Below are 14561 nucleotides of genomic sequence, written 5' to 3'. Positions count from 1 at the left end.
GACCGAGAACCGATCCAGCACGGCACGCGCCCCACGACGCCCGAAGATGCAAGGACGCATCATGAACACACCCGCAACGGGACCCGAGGCACTCGCGGAGAAGATTCTCCGCGGTGTCGGCGGAGCCGCCAACGTCGAGAGCCTCACGCACTGCGCCACGCGCCTGCGCTTCCAGCTGCACGACGGGGACAAGGTCGACAAGGCCGCCCTCGACGCCCTCGACGGCGTCATGGGCACCGTCGCCCAGTCCGGCGACCGCTTCCAGATCGTCATCGGCGGCGCCGTCGCGCGCGTCTACTCCGCGATCATGAACCTGCCGTCGATGAGCGGCGGTGGCACCCCCCGCCCGCAGTCCGACGCCGAGGTCAAGGCGGCGGCCCGGGCCAAGGGGCGCGGCCGCTACGGCTGGGTCGACAACTTCTTCGAGTACCTCTCCGACTCGTTCCGCCCGCTCATGGGCGTGCTGCTCGGCTCCTCGCTGATCATCGCGATCGCCTCCGTCCTCGACGCCTTCGGCGTGATCGACTTCCGGGCCGCCGACAAGTCCGCCACCTGGGTCTTCGTCGACGCGATGTGGCGCTCGGTGCTCTACTTCCTGCCGATCTTCGTCGCGTACAACGCGGCCAAGAAGCTGAAGATCGACCCGTGGGTGGGCGCCGCCGTGATGGCCGCGGTGATGACCCCGAACTTCACCGGGATGCTCAACAAGGACTCCGGCATCCCCGGCATCACCTGCACCACCAACGAGACCCTGGGCACCCAGGAGTGCGTGGCGCACGTCTTCGGGCTGCCGATGCAGCTCAACGACTACGGCGGCCAGGTCTTCGTGCCGCTGCTGATGGTCGCCCTGCTCGCCCTCGTCTACAAGGGCCTCCAGCGCATCTTCCCGGAGAACGTGCACATGGTCTTCGTGCCGTTCTTCAGCATGCTGATCATGATCCCGGTGACCGCCTTCCTCATCGGCCCCATGGGCATCTGGGCGGGCAACGGCCTCGGCGAGGGACTGTCCTGGCTGAACGGCAACGCCCCGATCGTCTTCGCGATCATCATCCCGCTGATCTACCCGTTCCTGGTCCCGCTGGGCCTGCACTGGCCGCTCAACGCGCTGATGCTCGTCAACATCAACACCCTCGGCTACGACTTCATCCAGGGCCCCATGGGTGCCTGGAACTTCGCCTGCTTCGGCGCCACCGCCGGTGTGCTGCTGCTCTCGATCCGCCACCGCGAGAAGGAGATGCGCCAGACCGCCACCGGCGCCCTGGCCGCGGGCCTCTTCGGCGGCATCTCCGAGCCCTCGCTGTACGGCATCCATCTGCGCTTCAAGCGGATCTACCCGCGCATGCTCGTCGGCTGCCTCGTTGGCGGTGTGCTGGTCGGCGTCCTCGGCGGCGTCGACACCAAGGCCTTCGCCTTCACCTCGCTGCTGACCATCCCGGTCTTCTCGCCGATGGCCACGTACGGCATCGCCATCGCGGCGGCCTTCTTCACCTCGATGGCGCTCGTGTACTTCTCCGACTTCCGTACGCCCGAGGAGCGCGCCCAGGCCAACGCCGAGCGCGACGAGGCCGAGGGTGCCGGGGCGGGCGCGGCTGCTGCGGCTGCTGCGGACGACCGTGAACTGGTGGGCGTCGGTGCGGCTGCGGCTGCGGCTTCGGCTGTCGCTCCGGCTTCGGCTTCGGCGACCGCGTCGGCGTCTGCGGGCGGTGCGTCCGTGGCCGCCGCTGCTCCGGCCGTCAAGGCCCCTGCCGCTGCCGCGAAGACCGCCAAGGAGACCGTCCTCGCCGCCCCTGTCGCGGGCCGCGTCGTCTCCCTCGACGAGGTCACCGACCCCGTCTTCGCCTCCCGCGCGCTCGGCGAGGGCGTGGGCATCGAGCCCGCCGACGGCCGCATCGTCGCCCCGGTCGACGGGGAACTGGTCACCACCGTCGCCACCGGCCACGCCTTCGGCATCCGCACCGACGACGGCGTCGAGGTGCTCGTCCACATCGGCATCGACACGGTGCAGATGAAGGGCGAGGGCTTCGACGTACGGGTCGAGTCCGGCCAGAGGGTGACCGCCGGCGACCTCCTCGCCGAGGTCGACCTCGCCGCGATCCGCGCCGCCGGGCACCCGACCGTCACCCTCATGACGGTCCCCAACACGGCCGACCTCGCCTCGGTCGAGCCGCACACCGGGCAGGACGTCACCGCCGGCGCGCCCGTGGTGACCGTGCGCCGCTGACGGGCGGCGAGAGGTCGCACGAAGGTGCCCGCACGCGTCCCGGAGGGGGCGGGTGCGGGCACCGCGCAGGTCCGGGGGAGGATGGACCGTACAGCAGACAATCCATGATCATTGGCCGGAAACCGGACCCACGGGACGCCCACGGGACGAGAGTCTCCGGACCACGGCCGGACCACGGGACGAGACGGAAGGAGAGCGGGCGTTGAAAACGCTGCGTGTCCTCAACAACAACGTGGTCCTCGCCCGCGACGGGAAGGGCCAGGAGGTCATCCTCACCGGGCGTGGCATCGGCTTCAACGCCCGCCAGGGCAAGCCCGTCGACCCCGCGCTGATCGTGCGGGTCTTCGTTCCCGCCGACGGCCGCGACCCCGACCACCTGGCCGAGGCCCTCGCGCTGGTCGGCGAGGAGGTCCTGCGGGCCGTCGTGATCGCGCTGGGCGAGGTCGGTATCGAGGGCCGCGAGTCCACCCGCCCCACCCTGGCCATCGCGGTCGCCGACCACGTCGCCGGGGCGCTGGACCGGGCGAAGCGGGGCGTCGTCGTCGAATACCCGCTGCGCGCCGAGGCGCAGGCCCTGTACGCCGACGAGTACGCCCAGGCGCAGCGCCTCCTGGCTGCCATCAACGAACGCGTGGACCCCAAGCTCGACCCCTCCGAGGCGACCGCCCTCACCCTGCACCTGGTCAACGCGGGCTTCGCCTCCGGCGATCTGTCCTTCACGTACACGATGACCGGCGTCATCCAGCAGATGCTGGCCGTCGTGCAGCAGCAGTACGGCCTGGACGCCTCCCGCGAGTCGATGAGCGCGGCGCGCTTCATCACGCACGTGCGCTACCTCTTCGTACGCATCCAGCAGCACCGGCAGCTCAAGGGCCACGAGTCCACGATCGGCAAGGGAATCCGCCGCCACTACCCGGAGGCGACCCGCACCGCCCAGCGCCTGGCGACGATCGTGGAGATGCGCCTGGGCCAGGGTCTCAGCGAGGACGAGGTCTCCTACCTGGCACTGCACGTGGCCCGCATGACCATGGACGCGGACGTCGACCCCGAGACGGACGCCGAGGCCGGCGGCGCGGCCTGAGCGGCGGGCCCACTCCTCACCAGGAGCGGCAGCCCCGCCCCTCGCCAAAGCGCGGTAAAGCGGGGTAAAGGGCGTCAATCGGTCCGTAAAATATGGGTTATACATCTGGCTTGCTTCCTTCGTACGGGTGAATACGCGCAGGCCGGTGGACCCGGAGGCGATCTAGGTTCGGCGTGATCGGCTTTTGCCGCCGTCCGAACTGGAGAGGTCATGTCCTCCACCTCCACCCCTGTTCCGTCACTCCCGTCCCTCGCGTCACTGTGCGCCGCCGACTCCTTCACCCCGTCCGAGACCGCCTTCCCACGCGAGGAGTCCGACCCGCGCGCCGTCTACGGCGCGATCCGCGACGAACTCCTCCTCGACGGGCGCACCCGCCTCAACCTCGCCACCTTCGGCACCACCTGGATGGAGGACGAGGCCCGCCAGCTCATGTTCGAGACCGCCGACAAGAACCTCGTCGACACCGAGGAGTACCCGCAGGTCGCCGACATGGAAGCGCGCTGCGTGCGGATGCTCGCCGACCTCTGGCACGCCCCCGACCCGGCCCGCGCCACCGGCTGCTCCACGACCGGCTCCAGCGAGTCCGCCATGCTCGCCGGGCTCGCCCTCAAGCGCCGCTGGGAGCACCGCAGGCGCGCGGCGGGCAAGGACACCGCCCGACCGAACCTCGTCGCCGGGGCCAACGTCCAGGTCTGCTGGAAGAAGTTCTGCTCGTACTTCGACGTCGAACCCCGCCTGGTCCCGCTCGCGCCCGGACGTCTCCACCTCACCCCCGACCTGCTCGCCCAGTACTGCGACGAGCGCACCGTCGGCGTGGTCGGCATCCTCGGGTCCACCTTCGACGGTTCGTACGAGCCGATCGCCGACCTGTGCATGGCGCTCGACGGCATCGAGCAGGCGACCGGCCACGACATCCCGGTGCACGTCGACGGCGCGTCCGGCGCGATGGTCGCCCCCTTCCTCGACCCGGACCTGCTGTGGGACTTCCAGCTCTCGAGGGTGGCGTCGATCAACACCTCGGGCCACAAGTACGGCCAGGTCTTCCCGGGCCTCGGCTGGGCGCTGTGGCGCGACGCGGACGCGCTGCCCGCCGACCTGGTGCACCACGTCGACTACCTCGGCGGCGAGATGAACACCTTCTCGCTCACCTTCACCCGCCCCGCGTCCCACGTGGCGGCCCAGTACTACACCTTCACCCGGTACGGCCACGAGGGCATGCGGCGACTGCACCTGGAGTCGCGGCGCACGGCCCGCGCGGTCGCGGCGGGCGTCGCCGAGATCGACCTCTTCGACCTCTTCACGGACGGCAGCCAGCTCCCCGCCTTCGCCTTCCGGCTCAGCGACCGCGCCCACGCGCTCGGCATCCACGAACGCGACGTCGCGCAGGCCATGCGCGGCCGGGGCTGGCAGGTTCCGGCCTACCCGCTGCCCACCGGGCTGACCGAGACCTGGGCGCTGCGCGTGGTCGTCCGCACCGGCTTCACCCCGCGCCTGGCGTCCCTGTTCCTGGACGACCTGCGCCAGACGGCCCGGACCCTGCGGGCACACGCCCTGGTGTCGACCGCCTGACCCCTTCCGCCCCTTCGGCTACTTCTTCCTGAGCTGGAGGAGCCAGGTGGTGGCCGCTCCGGCCAGGAAGGTGGCGCCGAGGACGAACCACATCGGGGCCTCCGCCCACGGAATCCAGAAGTGGATGCGTACGGAGCGGTTGTTGATCAGTACGAACCAGAGGGCCAGGGCGACCAGCAGCACGCCCGCGACCAGCCGGGGCGAGACGTTCGGGCGCCGGGTCCTGGGGGCTCCGTCGTTCTGGGGCATGGGGTTCTCCCGGGGGCTCGGGCGGGGCCGGGAACCGGTCCCTTGCTGTCCCCAGGCTCTCCCGCCACCGAGGTTCCGGCACGTCCACGCGGCCTTCCGGGCACTGCCCGGCGCCCGGTCAGCCCGCGTGGGGGCAGGGTTCGGCGTCGCCCGCCGGGATGCACATGCGGCGGACCAGGTCGCGGGCGGCGCGGCCGGTGGTCGTGTTGCGCCAGGTGACGCCGGGGTGGCGGGCGCGCAGGTGGGACAGGGCGCGGGTGCCCAGGCCCGACGTGCGGAAGCGCTCGTCGATGCTGATGCCGGTGATGACGGCCCGGGCGCAGCGCTCGCACATCCGGTAGTGGACCTGGCCGACGACCTGCCGTACGTGCACCAGCAGCAGGCACTCCTCGGACGCCTCGCCCGACGGTGCTCCGGGGACGTGCGTGCTGCGGAAGTCGACCGCCCGGTAGGCGAGGAGCCGCCGTCGCAGACGGCCGAGCGTCCGGCCGCGACGGCGCGAATGCTTGGCGGCGGGCTGCCCGGCGGGCTGTCCGGCGGGCTGACCGGCGGGCTGTCCGGCCGGTGCGGAGGTGTGCGGTGGCTGTTCCGACTGCGGCTGGGCACTGGGTGCGTGGCGTGCGTGTCGTCCGTGCATGGGGTGGCGGGTGCCCCGGACGACCGGAAATAAGCCCCACTCCTTCGCGAAGCCCCCGCCCGCGTCGTACGCTGACGCCCCGCCCGCCCCCTCCGTGGACCGGAGCCGCCCCGTGCCCTCGCATCCGACACCGCGCACGACCGGACCCCGCCGCAGGCTGCGCTTCGACGGCTGGATCGCCGGAATGGGCACGTCCGGCGGCACCCGGCTGGTGCTCGGCCACTGGCCGCGCTCGCCCTTCGGCCCGCTCAGTGACGTCATGCTCGAACGGGCCGACGGGGAAAGGCTGTTGCTGGCTCCGACCCCCGAGACCGCCGAGTTCATCCGCCGGACGTACACCTACGACGCGGTGCGCGTCACGCCGGTCCGGGTGAGCGTGGCGGGCGATCTGTGGGAGGTCTCGGCGGGTCCGCTCGATCTGCGCTTCCGGGTGGGACGGCGCGGTCCCCTCGGGCTGCTGCTGCGGACGGTGCCCGGGCCGCTGGCCGCCCGTCCGGCCTGGTGTGCGCTGACCGATGTGCCCGTACGTTTCCTCCTGACCGGTGTCCGTACGCGCGGCAGCGCCGGGGGCGGCCGCCGGGAGTGGTACGGCGCCCGCGACCTGCGCCCGGTCACCGCGCTCTCGGGCACCTTCGACGGCACCGACCTGGGCACCCTCGCCCCGGTCTCCCCACCGGTCCGCTTCGGCTTCGGCTCGGTGCCCCGCGACCCGGCCCTCACCCGCATCACCACGACGATCGAACTCGGGGCGGGGGAGGACTCCGTAAAGTAGGACAACTTGGCCCGGAAGTGTCCCACTCCTCGGCTCCTACCGCGCCCATCGCCTTGATCTTTCCTCCGGGACCCACAGACGGTCGGATCGCTGCTCACCGACGGGCTTCATCGGCTCCGCCACCACGCCAGCACGCCCCATACGACGGCCGAACCCGCTGTGGTGGCGATGCCGCGTGCCGCACCGAACAGAACGGTGCGCTTCAGGTGACGGACGGTGCGCTGTCGCTGTGGCTGCTTCCTCATCGAACATCTCCTTCGGCCGCCTGGAAAGCGGCGTGGTTCCGGACTGGTGTCCCCACTCTTCTGCGGAGTGGAAGGGAAGTCCGAAACAGCGGGCACACCGGGCGGAAGCGTTCTACGCTGCTGGTCAGCGAGGTGCCCGCGCTGCCCGCCACGGGCAGTCGGCGGGAGTCGGGCGGCCTGGGGGAGAAGGTGACGGTGCGGTCTCGGGAGTCGCGTGTGCTCTACGAGGAGCTGCGTGCTCTGGAAGCGCGAGCGGAGCTCGCCCGCAGCGGGGCGGGCCTGCCGTATTCACGCAGGCTGGTGAGCCAGGCGCTCAGCAAGCCTCCGTACAGCAGAAGGTTCGCAGGCCAACGGCTCAGTGACTGGGTGCCCGAGGAGGGGCGAAGACGTACGGTTCCCCGTGAGAGCGACGATCTCCTGGCTCTGGTGAGGTTGTGGAGTGCCTGGGCGGGTGAACAGCCCGTTGAGCGGGTCTGGTTGAACCTGCTGGAGGAAGCCCGGCGCAGACCAGAGCCCCGTTCGGCGTCGACCGTTCCCGGACGGCCCATCGGTCAATTCACAGACCCGTTCGCGGCGGGAGTGCAGAGGGCCATCGACGCAGACCCTGTCGACAGGGAGCTGCCGATTCTGCCGCTCTACGTTCCACGTGAGCACGATCGATTGCTCGCCGAAGTGGTGGAGGACGTCGTGCAGAGCCCGGAGGGAAGGCCCTCCCGCGCTCTCCGCGTCCTCGTCGGCGACTCGTCTACGGGCAAGACCCGAGCCTGTTGGGAAGCGATGGGCCTGCTTCCCCAGGACTGGCGGTTGGTACATGTCCTGGGGCCGGGTTTCGCCCAAGAGTTGATCAAGGCGTTGGACGGCATCGTGCCACGGACTGTCCTGTGGCTTGGCGAGATCCACTGGCTTGCACGCGACGGGTTGGGCGAGTCGGCGGCTGCCAGGCTGCGTGAAGTGCTCGCCGACGCACAGCGGGGTCCTTTGCTCGTCCTGGGAACGGCGTTGAGCTGGGAGTGGCAGGGTATGCTCCGGTCGCCCCCGGAGGGTGACCGCAGGGACCCGCATGCCCAGGCGCGCGCCCTGCTCGACGGCAAGTACCACCGTGTTCCGTATCGCTTCGACTCATCAAGCCTGCCTGAACTGCAACGCCTTGCCGCTGACGATCTCCGACTCCAAGACGCGCTGCAACGCGCTGAACAGGGGCAAATCGCCCAGTACCTCGCCGGTGGGCCAATGCTGATCCAGCGGTTCGAGACTGATCCGGCCCTGAACGTCGCCCTCATGGAGTCGGCCATGGACGCCTGCCGACTCGGGCACGACCCGCTTCTGCCACAGCCGCTGTTGAGGGCGGCAGTCCGCCACTATCTCACCGCCTTCCAGTACGAGACGGTGACCGATGCGGACATCGCAAACGCACTCACCTCATTGAACGAACGGCAACGTGGCACACGCGGCCCTCTCACCCGCATCCGGTATGACTCATCCGCTGCTGCCACCACGGACAAGCTCAGGCTTGCGGACTACTTGGACCAACACGGCAGAAGGACACGACGCACCGAAGCCCCACCCCCGGGGTTGTGGGACGACTTGGCGGAACACGCCACGCGGGAGTGCCTGCCGGACCTGGCCGTCGCGGCGAGAGAAAGAGGGCACCTGCGGATAGCCGTACGCCTTCTGACGGCCGCGGTCGAGGCCGAGGTGCCGGGTGCCTTCTGGAAGCTGTGCGATCTGCTGGACGAAGAGGAAAGGTTCGAAGAGGAACTGCTGTGGTGCCTGCCCCTCGCGGAGGCCGACGATTCCGAAGCCATGGACCGGGTGGGCGACATCATGAGGAGAACCGGCCGACCCCACGAGGCGGTTACCTGGTTCAAGAGGGCCGCCGAGGCCGGTCGTACCAACACGTGGTTCTGGGCGGGCATGCTCTTGCACAGGGCTGGTGACCTTCACGAAGCCGAGACGTGTCTGAGGCGAGCGGCCGATGCCGGGGTCCGCGGTGCTTCCGGGCTGCTGGCCGACGTGTTGGAGTCGTTGGGCCGCATGGCAGAGGCGGTCGACTACAGCCGCAAAGAAGCCGAGGCCCATGGCGGGTGCTACGTGGGCTCCGCGGCTGCGCTGATGCGGCGGCGTGGTGACAGCGGCGCCGCCGTCCTTTCCTGGCTGTTGCGGCAGGTGTGGAAAGGAGACCGGAAGAACAAGCACTCTCCTATCCCTTGGGCGATGTACGCGTGTCTCCAGCACGTGGCGCAAGATGCCGTGCTGCGCGCTCAACTACGGAGCACTGTCAGCCTGGAGGGAGTGGATCCCGAGGTCCGCGGTTGGATGGCCGACCTGTTGCAGGGGTCGGAAGGGATCACCCGTGGCGAACGTGAAAAGACACTGATCTGCCCGGCCGAGCAACTCCGGGCGGAAGGCCGCTTGGAGGAGGCACTCACACGGTACGAGGAGCAGGCGGCGAGCGGCCAACGGGACGCGATGGTGCACGTCGCCGCACTGCATGAGCAATTGGGCAGGGAGAAGGAGGCTGCCGAGTGGGCTCGGAGGGGGGCGCTGGCGGGCGATCTTCCTGCCCTGCGGGAGACCGCCCGACTGATGACGGCAGCCGAGGGCCCGGAGGCGGCCTTCGCCTGGTTGAGGTCCGCGGATCGCCTCGCGGAGGACGACTATACGGATCAGCGCTATGTCGTGGCCGCATTGCTTCATGCCGCGGGGCGAACGGAAGAAGCCTTCACCTGGCTCCGTGATGCTTCGAGGGCCGGTGACGCGTACGCCTGGTACCAGTACGCGGATCTGCTGGCATTGACCGGCCGCACGGAGGAGGCGCGGCGGATGCGCCAGTACGGATGGGAGCCCGACGGCGACATATCGGCCCCATGGCGTGCGGAACCGGCCGCATGACACAACAGGCTTTGCTGTTAGGGGAGTTGGCCATGGTGTGAGACAAGTGGCGCGTGTTAATTTGCGATCGTGGCTCAAGCAACCTGGGAAGCGCAGCCGATCACCTTCGACACCACCGGTCTCGAACACCTCGACGGCACACGGTGGTTCGACCCGGAGAACCGGGACGTCGTGGTGCTGAACGTGGGCGAGGCGCTGCCGCGCACCACCCACTGGCTGTACGAAATCGAGGTGCTGCGGCGCGAGTTGGCGCACACCCACGCCGTACGACCCGTGGGCGGTCCGGCCCCAGCCCTCGACCCGCACCCCACCGCACGCCTCCTGGAGGCGGACGCCGTCGTGCTGGACGGATGCCTGGCGCTGTACACGCTGGTGGCGGAGAAGCTGCCCAAGGCGCCGACGGGCCGCCTGTTCCGGGCCTCGTTCGTGCTGGCCAAGGCGGACCGTACGGCCGTGCTGACCGGCCAGTTCGAGGAGTGGGAGATCAGCGGCATGCGGGAGTCGCTGGTCCGCTTCCAGATGGGCGGAGGGGGCCCCGAGGCGGGCGGTCATCCCTACGATCCCGAGCTGCCGTACGAGGCCAGCGACGACCCCGCCTGGGACGAGCAGTTCCCCCGCCACCCGCTCAGCAAGGCGCGGGCCTGGGCGCGTACCGTACGCGAAAGCGCGGTGGTGGCACGGGAGTTCAAGGCGCTGCGGCCCTTCCGGACCCGCTGAGGTGCCGGTCGGCGAGCTGTGGGAGGTCGGCGACGACGTCTTTGGCCAGTACCGGGTGACCGGTGTCCACACCGACGGCGGCATGGGCCTCGTCTACCGGGTTCGCCACCGCGAGTGGGACACCGACCTGGCCGTGAAGTGCCCGCGCCCCGAGCTCTTCCGCACGCCCGAGCAGCAGCGGGCGTTCGTGCGGGAGGCGGAGACCTGGGTGTCGCTGGGCCTGCACCCGCACGTCTGCGGCTGCCACTACGTACGCGTCCTGGGCGGTGTCCCCCGGGTCTTCGCCGAGTACGTTCCCGGGGGCAGCCTGCGCGACCGCATCCGCGACGGCAGCCTCTACGAAGGCGGGCCGCGCGAGGCCCTCGCCCGTGTCCTGGACCTGGCCGTGCAGACCGCCTGGGGGCTCCAGCACGCCCACGAACGCGGCCTCGTCCACCAGGACGTGAAGCCCGCCAACGTCCTCCTCGACACGGACGGCACCGCCAAGGTCACCGACTTCGGCATCGCGAGCGCCTGCGCGGCCCAGGGCGGCGAGGCCGCCCCGGTGGGCATGACCATGGCGTACGCCTCGCCGGAACAGGCCCGGCACCGCCCGCTGACCGTGCGCACCGACGTCTACAGCTTCGCGGTGTCCCTGCTGGAGATGTTCAGCGGCGAGGTGACCTGGCTGATGGGACCCGTGGCGGGGGAGGCGCTCACCGCACTGCGCGAGGAACCGGAGGGCCCCCTCGACCTGCCCCACCCCGTCGCCGAACTCCTCGCGCACTGTCTGCGCGACGACCCGGCAGAACGGCCGGAGTCGATGGCCGCCGTCGCCGATCAACTCATCGTCCTGTACGGCGAGTTGACCGGCCGCGCCTACCCGCGCCCGCAGCCCCGCGCCGCCGGGCTGCGCGCCGACGAGCTCAACAACCGGGCCCTCTCCCTCCTCGACCTCGGCCGCACCGACGAGGCCGAGACCGCCTTCGAGGACGCCCTGCGGATCGACCCCCGCCACCCCGAAGCCACCTACAACGCGGGCCTGGCCCGCTGGCGGCGGGGTGCGGCCACCGACGAGGACCTGATCTCCGCCCTCGAAGCCGCCGGCGCCGACACCGAGGACGCCGCCCGGGTACGCCCCCTCCTCGACGAGGTGCACCGCGAACGGGGCGCCACCGGCGCGGAGGACGACGTACGCGCCGTCTCCTGGTTCCCGCACGGGGCGAACGACGGCGACATGCGCCTCACCCGCGACGGCCGCCGCGCCCTGTCCTGCGTCGGCGGCCGGGTCCGCCTCTGGGACCTGGCCACCGGCCGCTGCCTGCGCGAACTGGACGGCACACACGGCGAGATCGACCTCGCCGAGGACGGGCGGCGGGCGGTGGCCGTCGGCTCCGACGGCCTGGTCCGGCTCTGGGACGCGGAGGCCGGCCGCTGCCTGCAGACCTTCACCCCGTACTACCGTTCGGGCGACACCGCCGTACGACGGCCCCGGCTGCTGCCCGGTCCCGGCCTGGTCGTCGCGGGCACCAGCGACGGCACGCTCCTCGGCTGGGACCTCGCCACCGGCCGGGTGCGCTGGACGTGGGAGGGCTTCCACAGCGGGCCGACGGAGGCGACCGCCGACGGCCGACGTGTGCTGTTCTACGGACGCGAGGGCACCGTCGTCCTCCACGACCCGGGCGGCGCCTGCGAGCCGACCGTCATGCCCGCACAGAACCGCTACACCTCGCCCCTCGCCCTGGCCGCCGACGGACGCACCGCCGCCACCGCCACCTACGACCGCGTGCAGCTCTGGGACACCCGCACCGGCGAGGAACTGCGCTCCCTCGCCGCCGCCGTCGGCCTGCTCGACCTCAGCCCCGACGGGCGGCTCCTGGCGGGCGCGAGCCGCGACGGCGCGGTCCGGCTGTGGGACGTGGCCACCGGCCGCACCCTGCGCACCTACCGGGGACACGAGAGCGAGATCGGGGCGCTGGTGTTCCTCGACGACGGACGGCACCTGCTCACCGCCGGGCGGGACAACACCGTACGCCGTCGGCGGCTGCCCGGGACGTACACGGCGGCCACCCGGCTCAGCCGCCCCCGGCGGCACGACGAACTCAGCAGCCTGGACGCCCGGGTGGCGGCCCTGGTCGCGGACGCCGATCGGGCGCGCCGGGCGGGCCGCCCCGCCACCGCCCTCGACCGGCTCCGCACGGCCCGCGCCGTGCCCGGCCACGAGCGCGACCCCCGCGCGCTCGACGCCTGGCATACGCTGGCCCGGGACCCGTACATCAACAGGACCGTACTGCGGGCCAGTTGGCCGACGCGGACCCTGGGCCGCTTCGGCGTCCGGGCGAACCTGGCACTGTCCCCGGACGGCCGCACCGCCGCGATCCGCCTCCCGCTCGAACTCCACCTCCTCGACGTGGAAACCGGCGAGCGCGGCACCGTGATCGAAGGCCTGCGGGACAGCTTCGGCATGAACGTCCTGCGCAGCGTCCACTTCACCGCCGACGGCCGTACGGTGCTCACGGCCAACGCCAACGGCTCGCTCGACGCCTGGTCCGTGGCCGACGGCACCCGGCAGGCCTCCCTCTCCCTCACCCTCGGCGCGTTCGCCGCCGGGTTCACCGGGGACGGCAAGCACGCCCTGGTGTGGGGCGCCGACCAGCGCGTACGGCTGTGGGAGATGGCGAGCGGCACCTGTCTGCGCACCCTGGAGGCGGACCACGGCCGCGACGCCGAACTGTGGCTCGCCCCCGACGGACGGACGGCGGCGACCGCCGGATCGGGCAACACCGTACGCACCTGGGACCTGACCACCGGCCGCTGCCTGCGGGAACTGCGCGGGCACACCGCCCCCGTGGAGGCGATCGCCGTGGACGAGGAACGCGGCCTGCTGGTGTCCAGCGGCGGAAGGGGCGACGGGCGCCTGCGCCTCTGGGACCTCCAACAAGGCGTGTGCCTCCGGGAGTTCGACGCACAGCCGCACGACGCACGGGCGGTCCGGCTCACCCCCGACGCCCGCTTCGCGCTCTCGCGCGACGGCGAGGGGGCGCTGCGGCTGTGGGAGCTGGCCACCGGCCGCTGCCTGCGGGCACTGGAGGGCGGATTCGGGGACGCCGTCTTCGGACCGGACGGCTGCTGGGCGCTCATGGCGGAGGCCGAAGGGGCCGTACGGATCTGGGAGTTCGACTGGGAACTGACGGTCGACCCGGCGGCGTCAGAGGAGTCGGAGCAGGCAGAGCCGTCGGAGCAGTCAGGGACGAGCGGGACCACAGGGACGAGGAAGGGAACTGACGTGTCACACAGCCGAGTTGAAGGCGGACGAGCCGCCGGGCGGCGCCGGACGGAGCTGGCACCACTGCTCCAGGCGCTCGTACGGCTGACCGCCGACCCGGAGCTGGACACCCAGCAGGCCCGTCACCGGCACGAGGCGCAGACCGGCGACTCGGACGCGATGATCCGGCTGGGCGCGGCACTGCTGGACCAGGGCGACACGGACGGAGCGCTGCGGGAGTTCCGCCGCGCAGCGGATCTCGGCAGCCCGATGGCGATGAGCAACCTCTCCGCCGTGTTCAACCGGATCGGGCAGAAGGCCGAGGCCGCCGCCTGGCAGCGCCGCGCCGCCGAGCACGGATACCCCGCCGCCATGGTGCAGGAAGGATTCCGCGCCTACGACGCGGGGCAGCTCGGCGAGGCCGAGCGGTGGCTGCGCGGGGCCGCCGAGCAGGACGACAAGCAGGGCATGCTCGTGCTGGGCATGCTGCTCAACGAGAACGGCCGGGCGGCGGAGGCCGAGAAGTGGCTGCGCGGGGCGGCCGACCAGGGACACCCGTCGGCCATGTACAGCCTGGCCATCCTGGTGCAGAACGCCGGGCGGGAGGCGGAGGCCGAGCAGTGGTACCGCAAGGCCGCCGACAAGGACCACCCGCAGGCCATGAACAACCTCGGCAACATCCTGCGCCACAGCGACCGGGCCGCCGACGCCGAGCAGTGGTACCGGCGTTCGGCGGAGGCGGGCGAGCCGATGGGCATGCTCAACCTCGGCGAAGTGCTGGAGACCGTACGCCCGGCGGAAGCCGTGGAGTGGTACCGGCGGGCGGCGGCGAAGGGCTCGGAACGGGCCGTGGCGCACTTGGCGCGGCTGCGGGCGGTCTGAAGTGGCGCGGCTGAGGGGCGGGCGGGGCGGTCTGAGGAGACGGCCCGGCACG

10 protein-coding genes are annotated in these 14561 nt (G+C 71.4%); 7 read left to right on the top strand and 3 right to left on the bottom strand.

Translation table 11 applies throughout. The annotated features are described in order from the left end of the window. Positions 1-61: 61 nt before the first annotated feature. The 3 genes from ACIO3O_RS01685 to ACIO3O_RS01675 all read left to right on the top strand — a co-directional run bounded on the left by ACIO3O_RS01685 (position 62) and on the right by ACIO3O_RS01675 (position 4871). A complete protein-coding gene (locus ACIO3O_RS01685; protein WP_401740609.1) occupies positions 62-2221 on the top strand; it encodes a glucose PTS transporter subunit IIA in 2160 nt (719 codons plus the stop codon). Positions 2222-2423: 202 nt separating this feature from the next. Next, positions 2424-3302 carry a PRD domain-containing protein gene (locus tag ACIO3O_RS01680; RefSeq protein WP_401740607.1) on the top strand — a complete coding sequence of 293 codons (879 nt, stop codon included), beginning with the start codon at positions 2424-2426 and terminating at the stop codon, positions 3300-3302. 210 nt (positions 3303-3512) lie between these two features. Next, positions 3513-4871 carry a glutamate decarboxylase gene (locus ACIO3O_RS01675; RefSeq protein ID WP_401740604.1) on the top strand — a complete coding sequence of 453 codons (1359 nt, stop codon included), beginning with the start codon at positions 3513-3515 and terminating at the stop codon, positions 4869-4871. Positions 4872-4889: 18 nt separating this feature from the next. Here the strand turns inward: ACIO3O_RS01675 and ACIO3O_RS01670 are convergent, their stop codons facing one another. Together ACIO3O_RS01670 and ACIO3O_RS01665 are read right to left on the bottom strand one after the other, a co-directional pair. Then, positions 4890-5120: a LapA family protein gene (locus ACIO3O_RS01670; RefSeq protein WP_401740602.1), complete on the bottom strand. Its 231-nt coding sequence runs from the start codon at positions 5118-5120 to the stop codon at positions 4890-4892. A gap of 118 nt (positions 5121-5238) precedes the next feature. Next, positions 5239-5757, bottom strand: coding sequence for a hypothetical protein (locus ACIO3O_RS01665; RefSeq protein WP_401740599.1), 519 nt, complete (start codon positions 5755-5757; stop codon positions 5239-5241). Positions 5758-5941: 184 nt separating this feature from the next. Here ACIO3O_RS01665 and ACIO3O_RS01660 point away from each other — a divergent pair, with 184 nt between their 5' ends. Further along, positions 5942-6529, top strand: coding sequence for a hypothetical protein (locus tag ACIO3O_RS01660; RefSeq protein WP_401741824.1), 588 nt, complete (start codon positions 5942-5944; stop codon positions 6527-6529). A 107-nt stretch (positions 6530-6636) separates the two neighbouring features. Here ACIO3O_RS01660 and ACIO3O_RS01655 read toward each other — a convergent pair whose 3' ends face one another. Beyond that, positions 6637-6774, bottom strand: a complete 138-nt coding sequence (locus tag ACIO3O_RS01655; protein ID WP_401740598.1) for a hypothetical protein — start codon at positions 6772-6774, stop codon at positions 6637-6639. A gap of 216 nt (positions 6775-6990) precedes the next feature. Between ACIO3O_RS01655 and ACIO3O_RS01650 the strand changes: the two genes are divergently transcribed. From ACIO3O_RS01650 to ACIO3O_RS01640, 3 genes are all read left to right on the top strand, one after another. Beyond that, positions 6991-9666, top strand: a complete 2676-nt coding sequence (locus ACIO3O_RS01650) for a hypothetical protein (RefSeq protein ID WP_401740595.1) — start codon at positions 6991-6993, stop codon at positions 9664-9666. Positions 9667-9735: 69 nt separating this feature from the next. Continuing rightward, positions 9736-10383: a hypothetical protein gene (locus tag ACIO3O_RS01645; RefSeq protein WP_401740592.1), complete on the top strand. Its 648-nt coding sequence runs from the start codon at positions 9736-9738 to the stop codon at positions 10381-10383. A gap of 1 nt (position 10384) precedes the next feature. Further along, complete coding sequence (locus ACIO3O_RS01640) at positions 10385-14509, top strand: protein kinase (protein ID WP_401740589.1); 4125 nt, start codon at positions 10385-10387, stop codon at positions 14507-14509. The last annotated feature ends 52 nt before the right edge of the window (positions 14510-14561 follow it).

Source organism: Streptomyces sp. NPDC087440 (assembly GCF_044744005.1).
Classification (GTDB): domain Bacteria; phylum Actinomycetota; class Actinomycetes; order Streptomycetales; family Streptomycetaceae; genus Streptomyces.
The sequence above is the reverse complement of the archived record's forward strand: the minus strand, read 5'-3'. Positions and strand labels throughout refer to the sequence as shown.